20 protein-coding genes are annotated in these 25,771 nt (G+C 60.0%); 11 read left to right on the top strand and 9 right to left on the bottom strand.

Translation table 11 applies throughout. The annotated features are described in order from the left end of the window. Nucleotides 1–460: 460 nt before the first annotated feature. From N5D22_RS03910 to N5D22_RS03880, 7 genes are all read left to right on the top strand, one after another. Nucleotides 461–2,749, top strand: coding sequence for an NADP-dependent malic enzyme (locus tag N5D22_RS03910; protein ID WP_279655863.1), 2,289 nt, complete (start codon nucleotides 461–463; stop codon nucleotides 2,747–2,749). Between the two features lie 393 nt (nucleotides 2,750–3,142). Continuing rightward, nucleotides 3,143–3,982: a transporter substrate-binding domain-containing protein gene (locus N5D22_RS03905; RefSeq protein WP_279655864.1), complete on the top strand. Its 840-nt coding sequence runs from the start codon at nucleotides 3,143–3,145 to the stop codon at nucleotides 3,980–3,982. Nucleotides 3,983–4,176: 194 nt separating this feature from the next. Beyond that, entirely contained in the window at nucleotides 4,177–4,920 is a 744-nt protein-coding gene (locus N5D22_RS03900) for an amino acid ABC transporter permease (protein ID WP_279655865.1), read from the top strand. Then, nucleotides 4,917–5,699, top strand: a complete 783-nt coding sequence (locus N5D22_RS03895; protein ID WP_279655866.1) for an amino acid ABC transporter permease — start codon at nucleotides 4,917–4,919, stop codon at nucleotides 5,697–5,699. Before N5D22_RS03900 ends, N5D22_RS03895 begins: the two co-directional genes overlap by 4 nt. A 12-nt stretch (nucleotides 5,700–5,711) precedes the next feature. Continuing rightward, nucleotides 5,712–6,512 carry an amino acid ABC transporter ATP-binding protein gene (locus N5D22_RS03890; RefSeq protein WP_279655867.1) on the top strand — a complete coding sequence of 267 codons (801 nt, stop codon included), beginning with the start codon at nucleotides 5,712–5,714 and terminating at the stop codon, nucleotides 6,510–6,512. A 4-nt stretch (nucleotides 6,513–6,516) separates the two neighbouring features. After that, nucleotides 6,517–7,863, top strand: a complete 1,347-nt coding sequence (locus N5D22_RS03885) for an MmgE/PrpD family protein (protein ID WP_279655868.1) — start codon at nucleotides 6,517–6,519, stop codon at nucleotides 7,861–7,863. Between the two features lie 18 nt (nucleotides 7,864–7,881). Next, complete coding sequence (locus N5D22_RS03880; protein ID WP_279655869.1) at nucleotides 7,882–9,201, top strand: LLM class flavin-dependent oxidoreductase; 1,320 nt, start codon at nucleotides 7,882–7,884, stop codon at nucleotides 9,199–9,201. Nucleotides 9,202–9,276: 75 nt separating this feature from the next. Here the strand turns inward: N5D22_RS03880 and N5D22_RS03875 are convergent, their stop codons facing one another. Beyond that, nucleotides 9,277–11,013, bottom strand: coding sequence for a PAS domain-containing methyl-accepting chemotaxis protein (locus tag N5D22_RS03875; RefSeq protein WP_279655870.1), 1,737 nt, complete (start codon nucleotides 11,011–11,013; stop codon nucleotides 9,277–9,279). Between the two features lie 315 nt (nucleotides 11,014–11,328). Between N5D22_RS03875 and N5D22_RS03870 the strand changes: the two genes are divergently transcribed. Further along, nucleotides 11,329–12,582, top strand: a complete 1,254-nt coding sequence (locus N5D22_RS03870) for an FAD-binding oxidoreductase (protein ID WP_279655871.1) — start codon at nucleotides 11,329–11,331, stop codon at nucleotides 12,580–12,582. A 10-nt stretch (nucleotides 12,583–12,592) separates the two neighbouring features. Here the strand turns inward: N5D22_RS03870 and N5D22_RS03865 are convergent, their stop codons facing one another. Further along, nucleotides 12,593–13,126 carry a hypothetical protein gene (locus N5D22_RS03865; protein WP_279655872.1) on the bottom strand — a complete coding sequence of 178 codons (534 nt, stop codon included), beginning with the start codon at nucleotides 13,124–13,126 and terminating at the stop codon, nucleotides 12,593–12,595. A 69-nt stretch (nucleotides 13,127–13,195) separates the two neighbouring features. Next, the gene (locus tag N5D22_RS03860) at nucleotides 13,196–13,420 is read right to left on the bottom strand and encodes an aa3-type cytochrome c oxidase subunit IV (protein WP_020011918.1); all 225 of its coding nucleotides are present in this window, start codon (nucleotides 13,418–13,420) and stop codon (nucleotides 13,196–13,198) included. Nucleotides 13,421–13,835: 415 nt separating this feature from the next. Here N5D22_RS03860 and N5D22_RS03855 point away from each other — a divergent pair, with 415 nt between their 5' ends. Together N5D22_RS03855 and N5D22_RS03850 are read left to right on the top strand one after the other, a co-directional pair. After that, the gene (locus N5D22_RS03855; protein ID WP_279655873.1) at nucleotides 13,836–14,375 is read left to right on the top strand and encodes a TRAP transporter small permease subunit; all 540 of its coding nucleotides are present in this window, start codon (nucleotides 13,836–13,838) and stop codon (nucleotides 14,373–14,375) included. A gap of 32 nt (nucleotides 14,376–14,407) precedes the next feature. Then, nucleotides 14,408–15,877, top strand: coding sequence for a TRAP transporter large permease subunit (locus N5D22_RS03850; protein ID WP_279655874.1), 1,470 nt, complete (start codon nucleotides 14,408–14,410; stop codon nucleotides 15,875–15,877). A 370-nt stretch (nucleotides 15,878–16,247) separates the two neighbouring features. Here N5D22_RS03850 and N5D22_RS03845 read toward each other — a convergent pair whose 3' ends face one another. Continuing rightward, nucleotides 16,248–17,342, bottom strand: a complete 1,095-nt coding sequence (locus N5D22_RS03845) for a TRAP transporter substrate-binding protein (protein ID WP_279655875.1) — start codon at nucleotides 17,340–17,342, stop codon at nucleotides 16,248–16,250. A 304-nt stretch (nucleotides 17,343–17,646) separates the two neighbouring features. Between N5D22_RS03845 and N5D22_RS03840 the strand changes: the two genes are divergently transcribed. Further along, complete coding sequence (locus tag N5D22_RS03840) at nucleotides 17,647–18,402, top strand: gamma-glutamyl-gamma-aminobutyrate hydrolase family protein (RefSeq protein ID WP_279655876.1); 756 nt, start codon at nucleotides 17,647–17,649, stop codon at nucleotides 18,400–18,402. Nucleotides 18,403–18,482: 80 nt separating this feature from the next. Here N5D22_RS03840 and N5D22_RS03835 read toward each other — a convergent pair whose 3' ends face one another. The 5 genes from N5D22_RS03835 to N5D22_RS03815 form a co-directional block, all read right to left on the bottom strand. Then, nucleotides 18,483–19,514 carry an ABC transporter permease gene (locus N5D22_RS03835; RefSeq protein WP_279655877.1) on the bottom strand — a complete coding sequence of 344 codons (1,032 nt, stop codon included), beginning with the start codon at nucleotides 19,512–19,514 and terminating at the stop codon, nucleotides 18,483–18,485. A 32-nt stretch (nucleotides 19,515–19,546) separates the two neighbouring features. Then, nucleotides 19,547–21,088: a sugar ABC transporter ATP-binding protein gene (locus tag N5D22_RS03830; RefSeq protein ID WP_279655878.1), complete on the bottom strand. Its 1,542-nt coding sequence runs from the start codon at nucleotides 21,086–21,088 to the stop codon at nucleotides 19,547–19,549. Between the two features lie 239 nt (nucleotides 21,089–21,327). Continuing rightward, nucleotides 21,328–22,257, bottom strand: coding sequence for a sugar ABC transporter substrate-binding protein (locus N5D22_RS03825; RefSeq protein ID WP_279655879.1), 930 nt, complete (start codon nucleotides 22,255–22,257; stop codon nucleotides 21,328–21,330). A 392-nt stretch (nucleotides 22,258–22,649) separates the two neighbouring features. Next, nucleotides 22,650–24,101 carry a M20 family metallopeptidase gene (locus N5D22_RS03820; RefSeq protein ID WP_279655880.1) on the bottom strand — a complete coding sequence of 484 codons (1,452 nt, stop codon included), beginning with the start codon at nucleotides 24,099–24,101 and terminating at the stop codon, nucleotides 22,650–22,652. A gap of 125 nt (nucleotides 24,102–24,226) precedes the next feature. Continuing rightward, a complete protein-coding gene (locus N5D22_RS03815) occupies nucleotides 24,227–25,771 on the bottom strand; it encodes an ABC transporter substrate-binding protein (RefSeq protein WP_279655881.1) in 1,545 nt (514 codons plus the stop codon).

The following is a 25,771-nucleotide window of genomic DNA, read 5'->3' as shown; positions in this document are numbered from 1 at the left end:
TTCTAAAAAATTCCCGGCGCGCCGGACAATATACATATTTCGAAATACCGCCATCATCGGTTTACCGACGGATAAGCGCAAGCTCATAAATTCGCCTTGTGAAAGCTTGGTGAATGGCGACGGCGCATTTGAAGGGCATGTCGATTGTCAGCGAACACGTTTCGATAACGCTGGGTGACGCGTCAGGTTCCGTAGAACACGCTGCGAAAACATCTCCGCTGATCGTGGAAATTTGCTCACTTTAAAAAGCCGCATTAGCGGACCGAATGATGGCGTCGGAAGCCAGCTTCGCTTGCGGCCGAGCGAAGAATATCAACTCAATCGATTGAATCGGTCGCAATTTTACCTCACGCTAAATTTGCTGCACTGAACAACATTCAAAGCTTGGCAGGGGCGCGAAAAATACAATAACAACGGCGGATATTTTTACACGTTATCGACAGGAAAGCACGCACAGCCCATGTCCGACACGACAAAACCCGCCAGCACAAGAACATCGGTAACGGATCAGGAAGCCCTGGATTTCCACGCGGAAGGCAGACCGGGCAAGCTGGAAATCACTCCGACCAAACCGATGGCGACGCAGCGGGACCTGTCGCTCGCCTATTCGCCTGGCGTGGCCGTGCCGGTGAAAGCCATCGCCGAAAACCCGGCGACCGCTTACGATTATACCACGCGCGGCAACATGGTCGCCGTCATCTCCAACGGCACGGCCATCCTCGGCCTCGGCAATCTCGGCGCGCTCGCTTCCAAGCCGGTCATGGAGGGTAAATCCGTCCTCTTCAAGCGCTTCGCCGATGTCGATTCCATCGATCTCGAGGTCGATACCGAAGACGCCGATGAATTCATCAATTGCGTGCGATACCTCGGCCCCTCCTTCGGCGGCATCAATCTGGAAGACATCAAGGCGCCCGAATGTTTCATCATTGAAAGCCGCCTGCGCGAGCTGATGGACATTCCCGTTTTCCATGACGACCAGCACGGCACCGCCATCATCGCCGCCGCCGGCCTCATCAACGCCATCGAGCTGACCGGCCGCGATTTCAAGACCACGAAGCTCGTCTGCAATGGCGCGGGTGCTGCGGCAATCGCCTGCATGGACCTTATCAAGGCCATGGGGTTCAACCCCGAAAACATCACGCTCTGCGATACCAAGGGCGTGATCTATCAGGGCCGCACCGAAGGCATGAACCAGTGGAAATCGGCGCATGCGGTGAAGACCGACAATCGCACGCTGGCGGAAGCCATGAAGGGTGCGGATGTGGTGTTCGGCCTGTCCCAGAAGGGCGCCTTTACCGAAGAGATGATCCGCTCCATGGCGCCGAAGCCGATCATCTTCGCCATGGCCAATCCGGATCCGGAAATCACCCCCGAGGAAGTCTCGCGCATCCGCGACGACGCCATCATGGCGACCGGCCGTTCGGATTATCCGAACCAGGTCAATAACGTCCTCGGCTTCCCTTATATCTTCCGCGGCGCTCTCGATGTGCGCGCCCGCCAGATCAACGATGCGATGAAGATCGCGGCTGCGCAGGCGCTGGCCGACCTTGCCCGCGAGGATGTGCCTGACGATGTGGCCGCCGCCTATCAGGGCAACCGCCCGCGCTTCGGTTCGCAATATATCATTCCGGTGCCCTTCGATCCGCGCCTGATCTCGGCCATTCCGGTGGCCGTGGCCAGAGCCGCCATTGAGACCGGCGTCGCCCAGCGCGAACTGCCGGACCTCGACGCCTATGCCCGCGAGCTTTCCGCCCGCCGCGACCCGATGGCCTCGACGACGCAGCGCCTTTACGAGCGCGTACGCCGCTCGCCGAAGCGCGTCGTTTTTGCCGAAGCGGAAGAAGAACAGGTCATGCGCGCGGCGATTTCCTTTACCGCTCAAGGGCTTGGCACCGCCATCCTGCTCGGCCGCGATGACATCATCAAGGCCAATGCGGAGCGCGCCGGTATCGATCTCGACCGTGCCAATATCGAGATCACCAATGCCCGCCTGTCGAGCCGCGTCGATGCCTATGTCGATTATCTCTATGCACGGCTGCAGCGCGGCGGTTTCCTGCTGCGCGACGTGCAGCGCCTGATCCACAACGACCGCAACCACTTCGCCGCCTGCATGGTGGCGATGGGCGATGCGGACGCGGTGGTGACAGGCGTTACCCGCAATTATTCGACGGCGCTTGAGGATATCCGCCGCTGCATCAACACCAAGCCCGGCCACCGTGTCATCGGCGTCTCGCTGGTCGTCTCGCGCAACCGCACCGTCTTTGTGGCCGATACTGCCGTGCATGACATGCCGAATGCGGAAGACCTCGCCGATATCGCCGAAGAGGCAGCCCACCTCGCCCGCCGCTTCGGCTACGAGCCGCGCGTCGCCATGCTCGCTTATTCCACCTTCGGCCAGCCGACCGGCGAACGCTCCGACAAGGTGCGCGAGGCGGTGAAAATCCTCGACAAGCGCAATGTCAATTTCGAGGTCGACGGCGAAATGTCGGCCGATGTGGCGCTGAACCATCACCGTATGCAGAGCCAGTATCCCTTCGCCCGCCTTTCCGGTCCGGCCAACGTGCTGGTCATGCCCGCCATCCATTCCGCCTCCATCTCCACCAAGATGCTGCAGGAACTGGGCGGCGCAACCGTCATCGGCCCGCTTCTGGTCGGCCTCGACAAATCGGTGCAGATCGCCACGATGGGCGCCAAGGACAGCGATATCGTCAACATGGCGGCAATCGCGGCCTATAACGCCGGTCGTTGAGACAGCCGGGAGGTTGCAGCACGTTTCTTCTCCCCGAGGGGGAGAAGGTGGTCCGAAGGGTCGGATGAGGGGGCCACGCCAGCGATAGACCGCCCCCTTGTCCCCTCATCCCGCTGCCGCGACCTTCTCCCCGGCGGGGAGAAGGCGAAAGCCGCAATCGCTCGCTTTCCATGGGCGATACGGCCCGTATGCTGCGGCGGATTTACTCTCCCGCTCCCTCTGGGGAAGCGGACAAAGAACAGGATTCTACGACTTAAAATTATTAGGATTTTTTTTCGCATCAAAGACTTTATTGGAACCCGATTTTATTCATAGTATTTTTCACGCAATACCAATTCTCGCTCTTGGCGGGTGCCTCATGTAGTTTCCACCTACACTCAAAAGGAAATACCCATGGCCCTCTCTTTCTCCAGATTTGCCGCTAAACTCATTGCCGGAACCGTCGTCGTCGCTTCGATGGCCACCGCCGCCCATGCGGATGCAACGCTCGACCGGATCAAGGGTCGCGGCAAGCTCACCGTCGGCGTCATCCTTTCCGGCGCGCCTTTCGGCTTTATCGATCCGAAGACGCAGGAGCAGAAGGGCCTCAACATCGACGTCGCCAAGGCGCTGGCTGCCGGCCTCGGTGTCGAGCTGGTCACCGAAACCGTGACGCCGCCCAACCGCGTGCAGTTCCTGCAGCAGGGCAAGGTGGATATTCTCATCGCCAACATGCAGTACACGGAAGAGCGCGCCAAAACGCTCGATTACGTTCAGACCCCCTATGACCGTCAGGGCGGTGCAGCCATCGGCCGCAAGGACAGCGGCATCAAGGACTGGCCGGACCTCAAAGGCAAGATCGCCTGCGTTTCGCAGGGCTCCAACTATACCCAGCCTTTGATCGAGCAATATGGCGCACAGGTGAAGGCTCTGCCGAGCCAGCCGGAATCGCTGCTGGCGCTGAAGGGCGGCAATTGCGATGTTTCCGTTCACGTCAACGGCACGCTGAGCCTGATGCTGCAGGATCGCGCCGACGAGTGGAAGGACTACGGCATCCTGATCCCCACCGACCTCATCCCGTCGGATTCGGTGATCTGGCTGCGCAAGGGCGAAGCCGACACGCAGGCCGCGCTCGACAAGATCGTCAAGGAGCTGCACGCATCCGGCAAGATGATCGAATTCGCCAAGGCCAACCGCCTGCCAAGCATCGGCTATATGGAAGAGCAGCAGAAGAAGCTTTCTGCCGCGCAATAAGGGCAGGCGCAGGGCTTTTCCGTTATCTGCCCGTCCTCATCCCGGGGTGAGGGCAGCGGCAAACAAGCGGAGTGATTTTCCCTGACCATCAGGAACGGCCGGTTTCGCCTGCCGTTCTTTTCTGCTTTATAACAAGGCAGGCCATTCTGGCGTCGCCCGCCGGGCGGCGGCCGCAATAACAGCATGGATTTCCGATGCAGGATTCGTTTACAGCGCGCTTCATTGAACTCGCCGCGCATCTCGGCCTCAACTATGATTTTCTGAACAGCGGTTACGAGGTTCAGATCTGGCTTGATGGCATGAAGATGACGCTCATCCTCGTCGCTGTCACCCTGCCGCTCAGCCTCGTCTTCGGCTTCATTTTTGCGGCGATGCTGACATCGGGCAAGACCTGGCTCGCCGGTCCGGTGCGCGCCTATGTGGAGCTGACGCGCAACACGCCGACGCTGGTGCAGCTGATGTGCGGTTTCCTCGTGCTCAACATGCTGATTTCCAATGCGCTCGGCGGCGCGCAGAACAATCCGCTCACGCCGTTCTTCTGGGTCGTCGCCGTCACCGGCCTGCATATTGCCGCCTTCCATGCGGAAGCGCTGCGCGGCGGCATCGAGGCGGTGCCGGCCACCACCATCGAGGCGGCGCGCTCCATCGGCTTCAGCTCCTTCGAGGTGCTGCGTTATGTCGAGTTTCCGCTGGCGATCCGCACGGCGCTACCCTCGATCATCAACAATCTCGTCAATCTGGTGAAGCTCACCACGGTCGGCTCGGCAATTGCAGTGGGTGAAATCACCTATGCCTCGATCCTGATCTGGACGCAGCGCGACAATGTGGTCGAGCTGATGCTCGTCATCCTCATCTTCTTCAGCGTCATCAATTTCATCGTCGCAAGGGCCGGTCTGTGGCTTGAACGGCGTCTTGCGGTTCCGGGGTTTGGTCAATGAGCGCGGTGGTTTCTCCAGCACAGGCGGTAAAGAAGCCGCCTTTCGGCACCATCCTGCTGCTCGGCGTGCTGATTGCGGTCATCCTGTGGCTGATCCTCGATCCATCGCTCGGTCAGGTGCTGCTGCAATGGCTGCCTTATCTCGGCAAGGGTTTTGCCATGAATGTGCTGATCAGCGTCCTTGCGATCGCCATCGGCACCTTCATCGGCGTCCTGCTCGGCATCATGGAACTCGCGCCCTATCGTCTGGTGCGGACGCCGGCGCTCACCTATGTGCAAATCTTCCGCAATGCCCCGCATCTGGTGCTGATCTTTGCCGCGACCTACATCTTCCCCTTCGAGATCGTCGCCTTCGGCAACTACATACCCTTCCCGGACTGGATCAAGGCCGTCGTCGGTCTCGCCATTCCGGCCAGCGCCCATATCGCCGAAATCACCCGCGGCGCCATCCAGTCCATTCCGACGGCGCAATGGGAAGCGGCGCAGGGCCTTGGCTTCTCGCGTAACCAGACGCTGCGCTGGATCATCCTGCCGCAATGCGTGAAACGTTCGCTGCCGCCATGGATGAACCTGTATGCGTCGATCACCATGGGTACGGCACTTGCCTCGCTGGTCGGCGTGCATGAGCTACTGCACGCCGCGACAGACGCCAGCACCGCCGTGCAGCGCAACGATTTCACCGTCGTGGTCTATCTCACCGTTCTGATGGCGTTCTTCCTGTTCTGCTATCCCGTCTCCCGTTTCACGCAGCGCCTGGAACGGCGCTTCGCTTCCCGCTGATTGGAACACGCCATGTCCGCACCCGCACCACAAACCGCCGCAAAAGCCCTGGTTGAACTGGAAGGCATACACCTGTCCTTCGGTGACAATCAGGTCCTGAAGGGCATCGACCTTACGGTGAACAAGGGCGACGCCGTCTCCATCATCGGCCCTTCCGGCTCCGGCAAATCCACCATCCTGCGCTGCATCAACGGCCTGCTCATCCCGCAATCGGGCAAGATCACCGTCGGCGGCACCCGGGTGGACCAGCTGAAGACCGAGGCTGAGCGCATTGCGCTGCGCAAGCGCATCGGCATCGTGTTCCAGCAGTTCAACCTCTTCCCGCATCTGACTGTCATGGAAAACATCACCATCGCGCCGATCAAGATTCTCGGCACACCGAAGGCGGAGGCCGAGCGCCATGCCCGCGAACTGCTGGAAAAGGTCCGCCTTTCCCAGAAGGTCGATGCCTATCCCGGCCAGCTTTCCGGCGGCCAGCAGCAGCGCGTGGCGATTGCCCGCGCGCTTGCCATGCGGCCGGAACTGGTGCTGTTCGATGAGGTCACTTCTGCGCTCGACCCCGAAACCGTGGGCGAAGTGCTCGCCGTCATCCGCGATCTCGTCAATGAGGGCATGACCAGCATTCTCGTCACCCATGAAATGCGCTTTGCCGAGGAAATCAGCGACAAGATCGTCTTTACCGAAAACGGCCTGATCGTCGATCAGGGCACGCCGGAGCATATCTTCTACAGATCGACCAATCCGCGCATCAACGCCTTCGTCAAGGGTCTCGGCGGGCAGGTGGCGCGGGTGGCTGACGGCGAAGGGATCTGACGCCATGACCGCCGACGAAAAGCTCACCCTCCATCTTGCCGAGGCGATTGTCGCCTCCGATCCGCTGCGCGACAATGAGGCGGTCACAATCGCCCGCACGGCGCTGGTCGATTTTTTCGCCTGCGTGCTGGGCGGCGCTGCCGACAGAAGCACCAAAATCCTGATCGACAGCTTTACGCCCGGCACGTCAGGCACAGCGGGCATCATCGGTCACGACCTGCGTACAGACATCTTCACCGCAGCGCTCATCAATGGCCATGCCGGCCATGTGCTTGACTATGACGATGTCCACGGCAGCGTGCGCGGCCACCCGACCGTCGCCATCATTCCCGCGCTGCTGGCTGTTGCAGTCGAGGAAGGTTCGACGGCGGATGCCTTCATCGCCGCCTATATTGTCGGTCTCGAGACCATGGCGCGTCTCGGCCTGTCACTCGGCACCAGACATTACGAAAACGGCTTCCACGCCACGGCAACGCTCGGCCCCATCGGCGCCGCGGCGGCCATCGCCCACCTGCTGAAATTCAATCCGCAGACCACAGCCACGGCACTTGGCCTCGCCGCCACACAATCGGCCGGGCTTCGCCTGCAATTCGGGTTCGACGCCAAGCCGCTGCATGCCGGCCTTGCCACACGCGCCGGCCTCACCGCCGCGCGGCTGGCGCGAGTTGGCTTTCAGGGCGCTACCGATTTTCTGGAAAATCCCATCGGCTTCTATTCCGCTTTCGCCTTCGGTGCGGAACAGCCGAAAAGGGTTCTCTCCGGTTGGGGCGCACCCTGGCAGATCGTTTCGCCCGGCCTCACCCTCAAGGCCTTTCCCTGCTGTACCGCCGCCCATCCCGTCGCTGTCGGGGCACTGGCGCTGCGCAGCGGCAATGGTCTGACGCCGGATGAGATTGAAGCGGTCACCATCACCTTCCCGCCGGGCGGCGACGCCGCCCTCGTCGGACCGGCCACGCCCGCGACTGGCATCGATGCGCGCTTCAGCCCCGAATATGTCTTTGCCGCGGCGCTGACGGATGGAGCGCTCGGAATCAGCCATTTCGACGAGCGCCAGACACGCGCCGACCTGCTTGCCGTTTCCTCCAGGGTCTCACGCCGACATGACGAGACCGCCCGCCGCCTCTCACCCGATCCGACCACCCGTTTCGTGGTCATCGATGTGACGAAGAAGGATGGCACGCTGCTGTCGCGCCGTATCGACGGTCTGCCGGGCATCGACGATCCCACGGAAAAATTTGCCGACGCAACCGGCGGCAATGAAAAATTCGCCGGAATTCCGGCGCTGGTGCGGAGCATGACAACCGCAGCGGACCTCCAGAAGCTCGAAACGCTTCTGGCAAGGCAGATATAACTCGACCGAAATGAAGGCATGATCCCCATGACCAATACGATCCGCAAAAGACAGATGCATCTCGGCCTTTTTCTCCAAGGCGCCGGGCACCACGTTTCCGGCTGGCGTCACCCCGATGCGGAAGCCGGCAGCGAGAATCTCGATCTGCTCACCCGCGTTACGAAAATGGCCGAAGCGGCGAAGTTCGACATGGTTTTCCTGGCCGACGGCCTGACCAGCGGCGTCGACGCCCATCCGTCGATGATAGCCCGCTTCGAGCCGCTGACCCTGCTTGCCGCACTTGCCATGGTGACCGACAAGATCGGGCTTGCTGCAACCGCTTCCACCACCTATGGCGAGCCCTATCATACCGCTCGCGCCTTCGCGTCCATCGACCATCTGAGCCACGGCCGCGCGGCCTGGAACATCGTCACCACCTCTTACGCCCGCACGGCGGCGAATTTTTCCAAGGACCACCCAGAGCATGACGAGCGTTATGCGGTGGCGGAAGAATATGTGAACGTCGTTCGCGGCCTGTGGGACAGCTGGGACGATGACGCCTTCATCAAGGACAAGCAGGCGGGCCGCTATGTCGACCCCGAAAAGGTCCATATCCTCAATCACGAAGGCAAATATTTCACGGTCAAGGGACCGCTCAATATTCCGCGCTCGCCGCAGGGCCACCCGGTTCTCATCCAGGCCGGCTCCTCCGGGCCGGGGCAGGATCTCGCCGCCCGCACCGCCGATATCGTCTTCACCGCCCAGCAGGCGATTTCCGAAGCGCAGGCCTTCTATACCAGCCTCAAGGCGCGCGTTGAGAAGTTCGGCCGCGATCCGGCCAGCGTCGCCGTAATGCCCGGCTTCATGCCGATCATCGGCAGGAGTTTCGAAGAGGCTGGCGAGAAACTGAAGGAACTGAACCGCTGGACCGATATCAAGAGCGCCATGCCGCTGCTTGAAGAACGCATCGGCCACAGCCTCACGGATTACGATCTCGACGGCCCGCTGCCCGATCTGCCGATTTCCGACCAGTTGCGCAGCCGCGCCGAACTTCTGACAGAACTCGCGCACCGCGAAAAGTTGACAATCCGCGAACTGGCGCTGCGCGTCGCCGCCGGCCGCGGCCACCATATCGTCATGGGCACAGCGAGGGATGTGGCGGACCGGATGCAGGAATGGTTCGAAAACGGCGCAGCCGACGGCTTCAACGTCATGCCGCCCTTCTTCCCTGGGGGGCTGGAGGAATTCAACCGCGAAGTCGTGCCGCTGTTGCAGGAACGCGGCCTGTTCCGGACGGACTACGAAGGGTCTACATTGCGCGACCATCTCGGCATTGCACGGCCGACCCTGCGGGGATAACGGCATGCGGATGCCGGTCAAAGGCATCCGCATCCATAACCGTTACCAAGCTGAAGCGGGCCTCAGCCCGCCCCCTTATGCGGCGGCGCGTGACGAGCCTTGCTCGCGCCGGGCTGTATTGGGAGACTCCGGCCGCACGGACGGTCCGTTCTCGCGCTGAACCGTACGGCGGTTCAGCTTGAACAGGCTGACAAGCTGCGCCAGCGCATCGGCGCCCTGCGCCAGCGTCGTGCTGATCACCGTGGTGCGGGCGCTCATGGCAGCATTCTCCTGCGTCATCCGGTCCAGCCGGTTGACCGCCTTGTTGATTTCGCTGATGCCGACAGCCTGTTCGTCCGCCGCCTTGGAGATCATGTCGACATTACCGTCGATGTGCCGGACCAGAGCATCGATCTGCTTCAGCGCTTCACCCGTTTCGCCGACCAGCCTGACGCCTTCCAGAACCTCGGTGCCGGAATTGTTGATCAGCGCCTTGATTTCCTTGGCGGCATTGGCGGAACGCTGTGCCAGCTCGCGCACCTCCTGCGCCACCACGGCAAAGCCCTTGCCGGCCTCTCCCGCACGGGCGGCTTCCACGCCGGCATTCAGCGCCAGCAGGTTCGTCTGGAAAGCGATCTCGTCGATCACGCCGATGATCTGGCTGATTTCCCGCGATGCCGTCTCGATGCGCTGCATGGCGTCAACCGTGCGCTCCACGACTTCGGTGGAAGCCACGGTAGATGCCCGCGCGCTTTGAACGAGCTTGCGCGTCTCTTTCATATTTTCCGTCGATGAACGAACGGTCGCGGTGATTTCTTCGAGCGCTGCCGACGTCTCCTCAAGCGCCACCGCCTGCTCGCGTGAGCGTTCGGCAAGGTTGACGGAGGCTTCGCTGACCTCCTGGCTGCTGCGGGTCAGGTCCCCGGTCTGGCCGAGAACATTTTCCAGCGTCTTCTGGAATTCCGCGATGGACTTATTGAAATCGCTACGCAACCGTTCGAATTCGCCGACGAAGGGTTTGTCGAGCGTGATACGGATGTTGCATTGAGAAAGCCGCTCGAGCGCCGCGCCAAGTTCCTCGACCGCGTGCATCCGGTCCGTCACATCGAAGGCGAATTTCACCACCTTGAAGACGCGGCCCCGGTCATCGATGATCGGGTTGTAGGAAGCCTGAATGAAAACACGTTTGCCATCCTTGCCAAGGCGCATGAACTGCCCGGTCGAGAAATGGCCCTTTGCGAGTTCCTTCCAGAAATCCCGATAGTCCTGAGACTGGGCATAGGCCGGTTCGCAGAACATCTGATGATGCTTGCCGATGATTTCTTCCGCCGTGTAACCGAGCGTCGCGAGGAAATTTTCGTTGGCGCTGAGTATCTTTCCGTCGGGCGTAAATTCGATCATGGCCTGCGCGCGGGAAAGCGCGGCCAGCTTGCCGTCATCCTCGGCGCTCTTGCGCTTGATCGAGGTGATGTCGGTTGCAATCTTGACCACCTTGTAGGGTTTGCCGAAACGGAACACCGGATTGTAGGAAGCTTCGATCCAGATTTCGTCGCCATTCTTGGCCTGACGCCGGTACTGGCCCTGGTCGTATTCACCACGCGACAGCTTCGCCCAGAACGCTTTGTATTCGGGCGAGGCCGCGTCTTCGGAAGACAGGAACATGCTGTGCGAACGTCCAACGATTTCGGACGACTGATAACCAACCGCTTTGCAGAAATTATCGTTCGCCTTCAAAATCCTGCCAGTCAAATCGAATTCGATGATGGCCTGTGAGCGGCTGAGCGCATCGAGCACAGCGGAAGCGTCCAGACCGAATTTTGAAAAGTGAGACATGCCTTTAAATCCCCCGACGATGACTAATATGCGGACCTCCTTCATTCTCGAAGTATAAGAATGAAAAACGGTCGGTCTGCCTGTTCGCGAAACTAGCCGGACAGCGTTAAATAGCGATTAATGATGCAATATAACCATCCTGCGACCTGAAACGACCGCCAGAAGCCCAGCGGCACACGCAGTCCTCTTGCGCAATTCGGACCGCTTATTTGCCACAGTGCCGATATTTCTGCGCCGGCAACGCGATGCGGTCTTTCATCCGGACGCCATTCATTGTTATGGCGGGATTGAAAGATTAGTGTTGCAGGAGCGCCGATGACCAAAACCCTGAAATGCGATGTGCTGGTGATCGGCACCGGCATTATCGGTTCCATGGCGGCGCTTTATCTGCAGAATGCCGGACGGGAAGTGGTGTTTCTGGAGCGTGGCGAGGTCGCCCGGGGTGCAAGTTCCGGCAATGCCGGCATTCTGGCCTTCCCCGAAATCATCCCCATTCCCGCTCCCGGCATCATGAAAAAAGCACCGCGCTGGCTGTTCGATCCGCTTGGCCCGCTCAGTGTGCCGCCTGCCTATGCTCACAAGATTGCACCCTGGCTGTGGCGCTTCTGGCGTGCCAGCGCCGAGCGCAATTTTCGCCACGGGCTGAAGTCGCTTGCGGATATCAACCGGCTGGCGGCCATGGAAATGGCCCATGTCGCTGCGATGCCGGAGCTTTCGCACCTCGTCTCGAAAACCGGTACGCTCGATCTTTATGACAGTGAGGCCAGCCTCAACGCCGCCCGCAGGGACTGGGACGAAAAGGCAAGCGCCGGCTTCAGCTTCGAACGCGTCGGCCGCAGCGAAATCGAGGCGCTGCAGCCGGGTCTCGCGCCGCAGTTCCGCCATGCCATGTTCTCACCGGATGGCCTGCAGGTCTCCGATCCCTATGATTTCACCCGCGCCATTTTCGACCTGGTGCTCGCCCGCGGCGCCAGCCTGCGCAAGGGCGAAGCCGAACGCATCGACGCCGTCGGCGAAAGCACGATCGTGACGCTGGAAAACGGCGACAAGATCGATGCCGACAAAGTGGTGATCGCCTGCGGCGCTTGGTCGAGGAAGCTCGCCGCCACGCTCGGCAATATCGTGCCGCTGGAGACCGAACGCGGCTACAATACCACCCTGCCCCCTGAGGCTTTCAACCTTACGCGCCAGCTTTATTTCAATGACCATGGCTTTGTTGTTACCCCGCTTTCGACAGGCATCCGTGTCGGCGGCGCGGTGGAACTCGGCGGGCTGGAGCTCAAACCGAATTTTCGTCGTGCCGAAGCCATGCTGAAGAAGGCTGGACGTTTCCTGCCCGGCCTGAAGCTGGAAGGCGGACGACAATGGATGGGGTTCCGCCCGTCCATGCCGGACTGTCTTCCCGTCATCGGCACGGCCCGCGCCACACCGTCCGTCATCTATGCTTTCGGCCATGGCCATCTGGGGCTGACACAGTCGGCGGCGACCGCGCGTCTGGTGACGCAGCTGGCCAGTGGCGAGGAGACGGCAATTTCGGTCGATCCGTTCCGGCCGGGGCGTTTTTCCTGAAAGGCCCGGGTTACTTCGCCGGCTGCATGGAATCGTCCGGAAACTTCACCTCGGCGAAGGATGGATAGACCTTGCGCAAGATGGTGACCTGCTGTTGGTCGCTGACGCGCAGCAGGTACCATTCCGCTCCATCCATCAGCGCCAGCGTGTGGGATTTCGCCTCGATCGTCCGGCCGCCGGTTTCCATCACCGTCTTGGTCGGGACAAGCGCGTAGGGCGTTCCATCAGGCGTTTGCGCAAGGCTGATCGCCTGCATATCCATGGTGAATTCGGTTATCTTGACCGCCGCGAGCGCCATCTGCATCTGCGTCGTCAAGGCGCTGCGCAATTGCTCCACGGTCACACCCGCGTCACTTGCGATGAATTCAAAGATTTTCGGCGGCACTGTCTTGCCGACAATCTCGAAATCCTGTGCCTTCAAAGCCGTGCTGAACCGCTCTATCTGCGTTCGAAGACTATCCTGTTCGGCGGGCGAAAGGTCGCGCGACAAAGCGGGATGCGCAATCGCCACCAGCAGAAACAGGCAATATAATAAACGCTTCATGGCTTGGCCTTTCCGGTTATCCGGCATCGCCCGGTTCCCGGAAGGGGAACCGCTCATGAACGGGCGTGTTCAGCGCAGCAAAAAGAAACCCGCGGCCGACAGCACGACGAAGACGACCAGCCCGCCAAGGAAGCCGGCGGTGGTGAAGAAACCGGCGACCATGGCCAGCATCAGCACGCACAGCAGCATGGTGCCGTACTTGGTCAGGGCCAGAAAACCGTTATAGGTCTTTTCGTGCTCGGCGTAGTTCATCTCGGCGCCGACTTCGACCGGACCCGTGTGGTGTTCGCTCATTCCGCTTCCCCTTGTGCTCCATCCGTCATGCCCGTCGTGCGAGGCGATTCGCCTGCGCACGATCACGGCCCATGCCGAATTCTCCGTAGCCAGACCTAACATGAAGTCGCCGAAAAGCGCAATGCGTTCCACGCTAAAGAGCGGGGCGGACATGCGCTGCGATCCCTCCCCGGGGCAAAGCATGTCCCGGAGCAACATTCTTTCGCAAACGGTTGAAAAGGGCGTTCCGCCGAACTGTTTCGCAGCAGTTTCAGTTGCTTTTCGAACCGCCTGACCATACACGGGATTCTGTGGGGAGGAACTTCTGGAACCTGTGGCAACGGATGCACGTGGAGGCGTGGCTGCCGCAAGGGTACCGGACTTTGCTTTCCGCCATAAACCCGTAAAGGGCCCGAAAAGGGAAGAGGGGAAAGTTATGAAACCGCTTTTAAAACTAAGCGCGACGATAGACCTTGCGAGCGAAGCTCTGGGCAAGGTTGCCGGCTATCTCGTACTCATCTGCTGCCTCGTCAGCGCCGGTAATGCGATGGTCCGCTACGCCCTGAACTACAGTTCAAACGGCTGGCTGGAAATCCAGTGGTACATGTTCGCCTTTATCGTGCTGATCGGCGCATCCTATACGCTGCGCATGAACGAACATGTGCGGGTGGACATCATCTACGGCGCGATTTCGCCGCGCAGCCGCATCTGGGTAGATATTATCGGCATCGTGCTGTTCCTGCTGCCCGGCTGCTTTTACCTCGCCTGGCTTTCCTGGCCCATGTTCAGCCTGTCCTGGCATCAGAGCGAAATGTCCTCCAATGCCGGCGGTCTCATCCGCTGGCCGGTGAAACTCATCATCTTCGCTGGTTTCGCCCTTCTGGTTCTTCAGGGATTTTCGGAACTCATCAAGCGTATAGGCGCCCTCAAAGGGGTTTATGCGCTCGACACGAAATACGAAAAACCCCTGCAATGATCTTGCCGATCTGAACCTTCAGGATATTTCCCATGTTCGAATATGGTATTCTTCCGCCACTGATGTTCCTCGGCATGATCCTCTTCATGCTTTATGGATTCCCGGTTGCTTTCTCGCTTGCCACCGTCGGTCTCGTTTTCGGCATCATCGGCATCTTCACGGAACATTTTTCGCCGGCCTTCCTTCAGGCCCTGCCGCTGCGTATCTTCGGCATCGTCTCGAACGACCTTCTGCTTGCCATCCCCTTCTTCACCTTCATGGGCGCGATCCTCGAGCGATGCGGGCTGGCGGAGGATCTGCTTGAAGGGACGGGCAAGCTGTTCGGCGCCATTCCGGGCGGTCTCGCTTATGCGGTCATCATCGTCGGCGCCATTCTCGGCGCGATCACCGGCACGGTTGCGGCTTCCGTCATCACCATGGGCGTCATCTCGCTGCCGATCATGTTGAAGTACGGTTACAACCCGCGGCTTGCGACCGGTGTCATCGCCGCATCGGGAACGATCACGCAGGTCATCCCGCCTTCGCTGGTGCTGATCGTGCTTGCCGACCAGCTCGGCAAATCCGTGGGAGACATGTATCTCGGCGCCATCGGCCCGTCGATCCTGCAGGTGGCGATCTTCATGCTCTTCATCCTGCTGATGTCGATCGTGCGACCGAAGGACCTGCCGGCGCTGCCGCCGGAAGCGCGCGGCGAGCTTAACCGGGCGCTGGTGTTCCGCGTACTGGCGGGCATGATCCCCTCGATCGTGCTGATCTTCCTCGTGCTCGGCACCATCTTCCTCGGCCTCGCAACGCCGACAGAAGCCGGTGCGCTCGGCGTCGTCGGCGCCATGGCGCTTGCCGCCGCGCACCGCCGCCTCACATGGGACCTGGTCAAGCAGGGCATGCATTCCACCATGCACATCACCTCCATGGTGGTTTTCATTCTGGTTGGCGCCACCTGCTTCTCCCTCGTCTTTCAGGGCATGGATGGTTCGCTCTGGATCGAGCACATGCTGTCGGGCATTCCGGGCGGCCCCATCGGCTTCCTGATCTTCGTCAACATCTTCATCTTCTTCCTCGCTTTTTTCCTGGATTTCTTCGAGATCGCCTTCATCGTTATCCCGATGCTGGCGCCGATTGCACAATCGCTCGGCATCGATCTTATCTGGTTCGGCGTCCTCATCTGCATCAACATGCAGACAAGCTTCATGCATCCGCCCTTCGGGTTTGCGCTGTTCTACCTGCGCTCCATTGCGCCGCGCACGGTCAAGACATCGGATATCTACATGGGTGCCATCCCCTGGCTCGGCATGCAGCTCATCCTCGTCGCCATCGTGATCTTCTGGCCGGAATCCGTCACCTACTGGCTGGACAAGGCGCCCGAGGTCGATCTGAATTCCATCAAGATCGAAGTGCCCGCCTTCGGCAATCAGGGCGGTAACACCATGCCCAATTTCGGCCCGCCGGGCGGGATGCCGGGCATGCCGAATCTTGGTGAGCCCCCGAAGATCGGGCCCTGATCGACGTCTAACGCTTATGATTGCGGAGTGGAAGACAGGGTTGCGCCCTGCCTTCCGTTTACTCTCTTTAGAAATGGAACCGGGCAGTCACTGACCAGCCTGTCCGGTTTTTCCTAATGACGAATGCAATGCTCAGCGTTTTCCACATCGCATCACCTCCACAGTTGCGAGCAAGGCCTTTGCCGAGGTCGGCGTGGCCAATACTCACCGACATTCCGGCTGGACCCGGAGCCTGCTGCTTTTGCCCACAACGGAATTGATCGTAAATCATCCTTTGTTGCCGGGTGTGTGAAGGCATGGACGCACAGCAAAAACCCCGGAAACCGAAGTCTCCGAGGCCTTTGCCCGGTCCGCCGCCGTTGCCGAATAATCAGAGCTTGCCGTTACGCTGCTGGATCATCATGAACGTATCGAAGGTATATTCCGCCAGCTGCATCCACAGATAACCTTCGCGCTTGAAGGCAACCTGATCCTCGTAGATCTTCTTGAAGTCCGGATTGGAGGCCGAAATATTGGCGTAAACTTCCAAGGCGGCCTTGTAGCAGGCCTCAAGGATTTCCTGGCTGAAGGGCCGGAGCACCGCACCTTCAGAGACGAGCTGCTTGATGGCGATCGGGTTTTTCGCGTCGTATTTCGCCATCATGCTGGTGTTGGCGAAAGCGCAGGCATCCTGCAGCGCCGTCTGGTAGCTTTTCGGCAGGCTGTTCCACTTGTCCAGGTTGACGAAGGAATGGATGACCGGGCCGCCCTCCCAGAAAGCGGGATAATAGTAATATTTCGCCACCTTCTGGAAGCCGAGCTTGTGGTCGTCATAGGGACCGACCCATTCGGCGGCATCGATAGTGCCTTTTTCCAGCGCCGGATAGATGTCGCCGCCGGCGATCTGCTGCGGCACGACGCCAAGCTTTTCCACCACCTTGCCGGCGAGACCGGCAATACGCATCTTCACGCCCTTGAAATCGTCGACGGTATTGATTTCCTTGCGGAACCAGCCGCCCATCTGCGCACCGGTATTGCCCGATATCATGCCGTAGAGGTTGTGCTTGGCGTAAAATTCGTTGAGCAGCTTGTTGCCGTTGCCTTCATAGAACCAGGAATTGGTCAGGCGCGCATTGAGGCCGAAGGGTATGGCCGTGCCGATGGCGAAGGTCGGATCCTTGCCGACATAATAATAAGAGCAGGTGTGGCACATCTCCACCGTGCCCGACGATACCGCGTCGGCCGCCTGAAGGCCGGGAACGATTTCGCCGGCGGCAAAAGGCTGGATGGTGAAGTTGCCGTCGGTTGCGGCGGCGACATGTTTGGCGATATCTTCGGCGCCGCCATAGATCGTGTCGAGCGATTTCGGAAACGACGAGGTCAGGCGCCAGTTGATCTTGGTATTCTGCTGTGCAATGGCGGGCGCGGCCAGAGCCGTTGCGGCTCCCGCAAGCGCACCTTTTTTCATGAAGGAACGGCGGTCCATCTATATCCTCCCAGATATGAACGCTGCCCGCAGCTTTGAATTCCCCTCGTTGCTGTTCAGGCATCGCAGCAAAGTAAGCACGGTTACCGCCCGGCTGACAAGCACCCGCGCCAAGAATTAATCGCGGGAAAACCGGCCTTTTCAGGAAATTCCCGAAACGCTGCTTCGTATTTTATTTGCAACTGAAATATCTGGGAGCCACCTTATACTTTAGGCGCATACAGAACCCGCAGGACGCAAAACGCATGCTTGACTTGGCTGGCCGGCAGTCGCACAAATTTCAAAGATTCGTCCCGGAGCCACCATGCCAAAACCCATCATCGCCGTCCCCGCCGACATCCGGCATTTCACCGGAGCCGACTGGCACGCCGCGCAGAACCAGTATGTTTCCGCCGCATTGAAAGTGGCTGGTGTCATGTCCTTCATCGTCCCGGCCTTCGAGGATGGAAATGAGGTTGACGCCATTCTCGACAGGGTCGACGGCCTGCTTGTCTCCGGCTCCGCCACCAATGTGCATCCTTCCCTTTACGGAAAAGAGGCGCAGGAAAGCGACGGCCCCTTCGATCAGGCCCGCGACGCCACCAGCCTGCCGCTGATCCGCCGCGCCGTCGAGCGTGGTATTCCGATGCTCGCCATCTGCCGCGGCATTCAGGAGCTGAACGTGGCGCTGGGCGGCACGCTTGCCACCGAGATTCAGGAGCAGCCCGGCATATGGGACCACCGCAAGCCGGAGCATGATAACCGCGATGTGGCCTTCGCCATCCGTCAGCCGGTGCATGTGCGCGAAGGCTCCTGCATCGCGCAGCATCTTGGCATGTCGGGCGAAATCCAGATCAATTCGCTGCACCGGCAGGCCATCGCCGAGACCGCGCCTCGCCTGCAGGTGGAAGCGACGGCGGAAGACGGCACCATCGAGGCCGTTTCCGTCATCGACGCCAAGGGATTTGCCGTCGGTGTACAATGGCACCCGGAATATTGGGCCGAGACAGATGCACCGTCGCGTGCTTTGTTCGAGGCCTTCGGCAAGGCCGTCCACGATTATCGAAACAGCAAGGCATGAGCCGACGCCGATCCTCTCGGCTCATATGGACATAAAAAAGGGGCAAGCCTGAAGGCCTGCCCCAAGTCCTGGGAGGAGGATTAGCGCTTTGCGCGTTTCTTCTGTCGGTAGACGTCGGCAACGACCGCGGCGACGATGATCAGGCCCTTGACGATTTCCTGGTAATAGGCGTCGACCCTGAGGAAGGTGAAGCCCGATGTCATCACGCCAAGAATGATGGTGCCGATCACAGTTCCAGTGATGCGGCCGGCGCCGCCGGCAAGCGAGGTGCCGCCGATAACGGCTGCGGCGATGGCGTCGAGTTCATACATCACGCCCATGCCGGCCTGCGCCGTCTGCGCACGGGCGGCGGTGACGACGCCGGCAAGACCGGCCAGCATGCCGGCAATGGCATAGACCTTGATCAGATGCGCCTCGATATTGATACCGGAAACGCGCGCCGCCTGCTGGTTGGCGCCGATTGCATAGGTGAACTTGCCGTAACGGGTGTAACGCAGGGCCACATGGAAGATGACGGCGACGACGAGGAACACCACGACCGGCCAGATACCCGTGCCGATGAAGTTGAAGCCGTCGGTCAGGCCGGAGATCGGCTGGCCCTTCGTGTACCATTTGGAGATACCACGCGCCGTCACCATCATGCCGAGCGTTGCGATGAAGGGCGGAATCTTGGTGCGCGCGATGAGTTGCCCGTTGATGAACCCCGCCAGGGTGCCGGCCAATATGCCGACCGCCAGCGGTATGAAAAACGGCAGATCGGTCAGGCCCGGATAAAGCGCTCGCGGCCAGGTGGACGATTGCGCCACGCTGGCGGACAGCATCGCCGTCAGGCCGACGACAGAACCGGAAGACAGATCGATGCCTCCGGTGATGATGACCTGCGTGACACCAACCGCGATGATGCCGATCACCGAGACCTGCAGGATCATGATCGTCAGGCGCTGCTGGTTCATCAGGAAGCTCTGGCCGATGAAAATCCAGCCGAGAATTTCATAAACCAGCGCGATGCCGATCAGCACAAAAAAGATATTGGCCTCCGGCGGGATGCGCCGGTGCGGCTTGCGTCCGGATTTTGCGTCCAACTCCGTGTTGGCGGCGGCGTTCGTATTCATAATCGTTCCTCCTCGAGAAATCCCGGCGCGCCTCACCGCGATGCGAGATCCATCACCTTCACCTGCGTAGCTTCACTTCTATCGAGGAAGCCCGTCACCCGACCTTCATGCATGACCATGACGCGGTCGCTCATTCCCAGAACCTCCGGCATTTCGGAGGAAATCATGATGACGGCGACGCCCTGGCGCGCCATCTCGCAAACCAGCTTGTGGATTTCCGCCTTGGCCCCGACATCGATGCCGCGTGTCGGCTCATCCAGAATGAGAATACGCGGCTTGGTCAGCATCCAGCGGCCGATCAGCACCTTTTGCTGGTTGCCGCCAGAAAGGTTTTCGATGCGCTCGTAAAGATGCGGCGTCTTGACCCGGAGCTTGCGGCACATTTCCTCGCAGGCATCGGAAAGCACATTTTCCTGCACGAAACCGTTGGCGACATATTTGTCCTGAAGGACGGCGATCTGCATGTTCTCCAGAATATTGAGGATCAGCAGGCACCCGGTATCCTTGCGATCCTCCGTCAGAAACGCCATGCGGTGACTGATGGCCTTTGTCGGGCTGTCGATCGAAACCGTCTTGCCGTCGATCGAAATCGTGCCCGAGGAAGCGGGCGTCACACCGAACACGGTTTCCGCCACGTTGGAGCGGCCGGAGCCGACAAGGCCGGCAACACCGAGAATTTCACCGGCTCGGACATCGAAGGAGACGTCATGGAAGACGCCGTCGAGGTGCAGGTTCTTGACCGATAATACGACGTCGCCGATCGGAACCTCTTCCTTCGGGAACATCTGGGTAATTTCGCGGCCCACCATCATGCGGATGATGTCATCGCGCGTCACATCCGTAGAAGCGTGGGTGCCGATATATTTGCCGTCACGGAAAACCGAGAACTCGTCGGCAATCTCGAACAGCTCGTTCATCTTGTGGGTGATGTAGACGATGCCGATACCGCGTTCCCTGAGATCACGAATGATGCGGAAGAGATGCTCGACCTCACGCTCCGTCAGCGCCGATGTCGGCTCGTCCATGATGAGAACGTCGGAATCGTAAGAAACCGCCTTGGCGATCTCGACCATCTGACGGCTTGCCACCGAAAGCTCGCCAACGCGCGTTTCCGGATCGAGATCGATACCAAGCCTTTCAAGCAGGGTCTGGGTGCGACGATACATTTCGCCGTGATCGATGAAGCCCAGCCGGTTTTTCGGCTCGCGGCGGATCCAGATGTTTTCAGCGACCGTCATGTAGGCCATCAGGTTCAGTTCCTGATGGATCATGGCGATACCGTTCTCCAGCGCATCGAGCGGGGAATCGAGACGGATCGGCGCGCCTTTCAGGCGGATTTCGCCCTTGTCCGGCTGGTAGATGCCGGCAAGAATCTTCATCAGCGTCGATTTGCCGGCGCCATTCTCGCCCATCAGCGCATGCACGGTGCCGCGCTTGAGGTGGAACTGCACATCATCGAGCGCCACCACGCCTGGAAACTCCTTGCGTATGCCCTCCGCTGCCAGAAGAAATTCCGCATTCGGCACGGCTCCGCTGGCGCGCACGGCGGCCATTGTCGATGGACTGACGACCATCTCATCCTCCACAATAGACAAAAATGACCGGAAACAGGTTTTGCCAAACGGCGCACCTCGCCCCCGGGGAGGCTTGCAGCGCCGTGCCGATCACGACATGAAAGGCGCTGCAACACTTTGAATTCACTGAAATTCAATCGTAATCCGCTCGCGCACCGGAGCTTGCATTCGGCGCCGTCGGAAACCGGCATCTGCCTCCAATATCAATCTGAACGGGCGCAGATGCCGGAAGATGGCCGTTAGTTCTTGGCCACGTAGTCCTTGACGTTTTCAGGCGTGACGAGCTGGAAAGGAATGTAGACCTTCTTCTCGACCTTGTCGCCCTTGACGAGCTTCAGCGCGGCATCGAGAGCGCCCTTGCCCTGCCCTGCGGCATCCTGGAAGACCGTTACGTCGAGATCGCCCGCCTGCATGGCTGCAAGCGCGTCCTGCGTGGCGTCAACGCCGGCAACGACATATTCCTTCATGTCCTTGCCTGCTGCCTTCAACGCCTGGATCGCCCCGATGGCCATTTCGTCATTGTTGGAGATGACGGCGTTGAATTCCATGCCGCTGGAGAGCCAGTTGGTCACAAGGTCGGAGCCCTGCGTACGCTGCCAGTTGGCGGTCTGCTCTTCAACAACCGAAATGCCCTTGCATTCGTCGGTCTTCAGCACATCCTTCGCAGACTGCGTGCGCATGCGCGCCGCCTGGTTGGAAAGCTCACCCATCATGATGACCGCATTGCCCTTGCCGCCGAGCAGGCGGCAAACTTCTTTCGCTTCAAGCGTACCGGCCACCGTCTCGTCGGAGGCGACGAATGCCTGGCCATCCGGCAGGCTATCGACGTTCACCGGCTGGCGGTTGACGTAAACCAGCGGAATCTTGGCTTCAGCGGCCAGTTTCGACATGGCCGCCGTCGCATCCGTATCAACCGGGTTGACGATGATCGCATCGACCTTGGAGGCGATGAAATTCTGGATCTGGCTCTGCTGCTTGGCAACGTCGTTCTGCGCGTCCTCGACCTGCAGGGTCACGCCCTTCAGTTCCTTGGAATAATCCTGCATGCCGTTGCGCAGCACGGTCAGGAAGTTGTCGTCGAACAGCGCCATCGAAACGCCGATCGTCTCCGCATGCGCCGCCGTGCTGACAAGCACAGACATGGCTGCGCCGATAATAAGCTTTTTCATTGTTTTCTCCTCCTCGGTGTCCGGCGCCACCTCTCCCAGCCGGAGGCGGACACGAAAATCCGCCGCTACCTCCTCAACGAAAAACGGAATAATGAAACCGATTTTCTATTGTTCGATATATTTATTCCATTTTTAGTCCGAACGTCAATGCTTTCTTCGCGGCAGGGCGGCAAAGCGGCACACAAGGCGGTGATGATAGGGGATTTTGGGGAGAGCGAGGATCTGGGGCAGGATTGCGATAAACGCACCGGGCCCTCTTTCAACTATCCCCGCCCTTCGGGCGAGGATCCATAAGCCGTTGATATTGTGGAGTCTGGGCTCGGTTCCAAGGATGGAGACAGACTTATTTTCAATTCGAGACCCGCAGGTCTTCATTGAGACCCGCGCGGAGCCTATCCATTCTGGACGTGCGAACCGGGCATGACATCGGCGGGAATCGGGCAGACATATTGGTTGCCCTCGGTCTTTTCCCGCCATTCCCTTTTGGCATTGGCGAGCAATTCCGGCGAGCTCATCAGCGCAAGACCGGTCGATGCGAGTGCTTTGGCGGCATGCGCCATGGCCTTGTGGGCGGCGGGGCTTTTACCCTGCGCCACCACCTGCCAGGTATGCGGATTGGTGCCGATCGCCCAGGCAGGCGTCCAGCACTGTGCAGTTGGCGTCACCCAGCTGACATCACCGACATCGGTGGAACCCGCCCGGAAATGCGACTGGCCCTCGAAATCGCGCAGGCCGAGATGCAGCGGCGTCGAGCCGTCGACCTTCCGGTTGGAAAAGACATCGCCCTTGATCTGGTAGAGCCGGATGCTGCTTTTGATCGCCTCGTCAGTAAAGGTATCCTGAATGCTCTTTGCGAAAACGATATCCGCCTCATCGAAGGCGATGGGGCCAAGCGCCACCATGTTTTCATGCATCGCCGTTTCCAGCGTGATGTTGGGCAAAAGATTGGTGGAAGCGGTATCGAAGACGATTTCCACCTCGGTTTCGGTCATCATCGCCGCACCGCGCGCCACCTTGTCCACCCGCGCGGCAAGATCGAGCGCCTGGCGCATTTCCGGGGCGCGGATAAGGTAAAGCACTTCCGCCTTCGCCTGCACCACATTGGCCGCCTTGCCGCCGGTATCGGTAATCGCATAATGCACCCGGCAATCCTGCGGCATATGTTCACGCAGGAAGTTGACGCCGACATTCATGAGTTCGACCGCATCAAGCGCCGAGCGGCCGAGATGGGCAGCGTTGGAGGCGTGGGAAGCCACGCCTTTGAAACGGTAGAAATATTCCAGAACAGCGAGATTGTTGGTGGAGCGCACGCCGTTGAAGGGTGCGGGATGCCACGTCAAAGCCGCATCGACATCGTCGAACAGGCCGGCGCGCACCATGAAGGTCTTGCCGGAACCGCCCTCTTCACCCGGGCAGCCATAATAACGCACCGTGCCGGGCAGATTATTGGCCTTCAGATGCCGCGTCAGTGCAATGGCCGCCATCAGCGACCCGACGCCGAGCAGGTTGTGGCCGCAGCCGTGGCCGGTGCCACCCGCCTCACGCGGCCGCACCTGCGCCACATCGGCCATCTGGCTCATGCCGGCCAGCGCATCGAATTCGCCGAGGAAGGCGATGACCGGCTTGCCGCTGCCGAATTCGCCGATGAAGGCCGTTTCCATACCCGCGACGCCCCGGCGAACCGCAAAGCCGTTTTCCTCAAGCGCCTTTGCCAGAACTCCGGCGGATTGCCGCTCCTCGAATTTCAGTTCGGCAAAATCCCAGATACTGTCACTCAGAGTGGTGAAATCGGGCTTCATTGCCTCGATTTCGGCGGCAATCGACATCACGGCGTCACGGTTCATGGCTTGTCCTCGCATTTCCGCCCTTTGCGGGCACGCGCAAGCGCTTCGGCGGATGCACCGCCAAATTCCGCGCTTCATAATGGAAAGCCCGCGCCGGGGTCCGCCTCCGGCGCGGGCATAGTGGATCAGTTATCGACCGAGACTTCCCATAGGCGGGCGTTCGACTGCCAGACCGGCTGGCCTTTCAGCTTCTTCGTCGCGCCCCAGACATCGACCATGTCGTAGAGGAAGATGCCCGGCATTTCCTTCAGCATCAGCTCATGGAACTCGTCGAAAATCTTCTGGCGTTTCGTCTGGTCGGCCTCGACATAGGCCGCCTTCATCAGCTCGATAGCCTTCGGATCGTCCCACATCAGCGAGGCGTTCTTGTCCTTGTTGCCGACATAGAAGGCATACATCAGGGCCGGATCGAGACGCGGGGCGACCGACTGCGAGATCACCTGATAATTGCCGGAACGGCGACGATCCACCTGCGTGGCATAGTCCAGCACCTCGATCTGCACGTTGAGACCCGCCTGCTGCATCATGGCCTGCGCCATGACGGCGGCCGGGAAGCTCGGCACATTGCCGCGCTTGTTGGCGATGATGGAGATCGGCTCGCCCTTGTAACCGGCGGCCTCCAGCTCCTTCTTCGCGGCCTCGACATCATAGGCCGGACGCTTCTTCTGGGCCTCGTCATAATAAACCGAGTCCTGCGAGACCATTGAGCCGTTGGCTTCACCCGTGCCGTTGGATGCGGCGGCGACCAGTTCATCGAGATCGAGCGCCATCGCCATGGCGCGGCGCACGCCGGGATTGCTCAGAACTTTGTCGCGGGTCTGGATATAGAACAGGTTCTTGCCGTTGTTGCGGGCAACGATGAGCTGCATCTTGTCATTGGTCTTGAACTCCGGGATGAGATCGGGCGAAATCTCCGCCGTGTCGAGCACGCCGGATTCAAGACCCGCCTTCACTGTCGAGGCATCGGGAATGACCATGAATTTAATGCCATCGGCGAGCGGCCGTTTGGAGCCGACCATGCCATCAGGCTTGCCGTCATTTGCCGGCGAAACATAGTCGGCAAATTTGGCGAGGCGAATATATTCGCCCTTCTTCCACTCGTCCCACTGGAACGGCCCGGTGCCGATGGGTTTGGCGAAGCTGCCATCGGCAGCAACCGATTCCGGCGAGATCATGCCGGTATAACCGCATTCCGGTCGCGACATGAGGCCGAGGAAAACGGCGGAGGGTTTTGCAAGGGTGATCTCGACCGTGGATGCATCCGAGGCCTTGACGCCGGTGACGTGCGCTGCCCCGCCTTCCGCGAAATCGTTGAGGCAGGCCCATTTGGTTTCCGGCTTCAGATAACGTGTCCAGTTCCAGACGACATCCTCTGCGGTGAGCGGCTTGCCATTGTGGAACTTCACGTCCTTGCGCAGCTTGAACGTATAGGTCAGGCCGTCAGGCGCAACCTCGACGCTTTCGGCGAGAAGCGGCTTCACCTCTCCGGCATTGTTATAACCGACGAGGCCTTCGACGATGTGCAGGATAACCCCGTCCGTATTGCCGTCGCGGTTCACACCGGGATTGTTGCTGCGCAGATCCGAGCTTTGCGCGATGGTGATGTCGCGGGCCGCCGCGATATTGGCCGTTACTAGCAGGGCAACGCCTGCGAGAAGAAGTTTTTTCAC

This window comes from Agrobacterium sp. GD03872 (assembly GCF_029840625.1).
In the GTDB taxonomy this organism is placed as follows: Bacteria; Pseudomonadota; Alphaproteobacteria; order Rhizobiales; family Rhizobiaceae; genus Agrobacterium; species Agrobacterium fabrum_A.
This window is presented reverse-complemented; position numbering and strand designations above follow the sequence as displayed.

Excerpts from the sequence above, each read along its gene's own strand:
- N5D22_RS03855 (WP_279655873.1), top strand. The coding sequence starts at position 13,836 with ATGAAACCGCTTTTAAAACTAAGCGCGACGATAGACCTTGCGAGCGAA.
- N5D22_RS03865 (WP_279655872.1), bottom strand. The coding sequence starts at position 13,126 with ATGAAGCGTTTATTATATTGCCTGTTTCTGCTGGTGGCGATTGCGCAT.
- N5D22_RS03830 (WP_279655878.1), bottom strand. The coding sequence starts at position 21,088 with ATGGTCGTCAGTCCATCGACAATGGCCGCCGTGCGCGCCAGCGGAGCC.
- N5D22_RS03870 (WP_279655871.1), top strand. The coding sequence starts at position 11,329 with ATGACCAAAACCCTGAAATGCGATGTGCTGGTGATCGGCACCGGCATT.
- N5D22_RS03880 (WP_279655869.1), top strand. The coding sequence starts at position 7,882 with ATGATCCCCATGACCAATACGATCCGCAAAAGACAGATGCATCTCGGC.
- N5D22_RS03905 (WP_279655864.1), top strand. The coding sequence starts at position 3,143 with ATGGCCCTCTCTTTCTCCAGATTTGCCGCTAAACTCATTGCCGGAACC.
- N5D22_RS03825 (WP_279655879.1), bottom strand. The coding sequence starts at position 22,257 with ATGAAAAAGCTTATTATCGGCGCAGCCATGTCTGTGCTTGTCAGCACG.
- N5D22_RS03890 (WP_279655867.1), top strand. The coding sequence starts at position 5,712 with ATGTCCGCACCCGCACCACAAACCGCCGCAAAAGCCCTGGTTGAACTG.
- N5D22_RS03835 (WP_279655877.1), bottom strand. The coding sequence starts at position 19,514 with ATGAATACGAACGCCGCCGCCAACACGGAGTTGGACGCAAAATCCGGA.
- N5D22_RS03885 (WP_279655868.1), top strand. The coding sequence starts at position 6,517 with ATGACCGCCGACGAAAAGCTCACCCTCCATCTTGCCGAGGCGATTGTC.
- N5D22_RS03895 (WP_279655866.1), top strand. The coding sequence starts at position 4,917 with ATGAGCGCGGTGGTTTCTCCAGCACAGGCGGTAAAGAAGCCGCCTTTC.
- N5D22_RS03840 (WP_279655876.1), top strand. The coding sequence starts at position 17,647 with ATGCCAAAACCCATCATCGCCGTCCCCGCCGACATCCGGCATTTCACC.
- N5D22_RS03910 (WP_279655863.1), top strand. The coding sequence starts at position 461 with ATGTCCGACACGACAAAACCCGCCAGCACAAGAACATCGGTAACGGAT.
- N5D22_RS03860 (WP_020011918.1), bottom strand. The coding sequence starts at position 13,420 with ATGAGCGAACACCACACGGGTCCGGTCGAAGTCGGCGCCGAGATGAAC.
- N5D22_RS03850 (WP_279655874.1), top strand. The coding sequence starts at position 14,408 with ATGTTCGAATATGGTATTCTTCCGCCACTGATGTTCCTCGGCATGATC.
- N5D22_RS03845 (WP_279655875.1), bottom strand. The coding sequence starts at position 17,342 with ATGGACCGCCGTTCCTTCATGAAAAAAGGTGCGCTTGCGGGAGCCGCA.
- N5D22_RS03900 (WP_279655865.1), top strand. The coding sequence starts at position 4,177 with ATGCAGGATTCGTTTACAGCGCGCTTCATTGAACTCGCCGCGCATCTC.
- N5D22_RS03820 (WP_279655880.1), bottom strand. The coding sequence starts at position 24,101 with ATGAACCGTGACGCCGTGATGTCGATTGCCGCCGAAATCGAGGCAATG.
- N5D22_RS03875 (WP_279655870.1), bottom strand. The coding sequence starts at position 11,013 with ATGTCTCACTTTTCAAAATTCGGTCTGGACGCTTCCGCTGTGCTCGAT.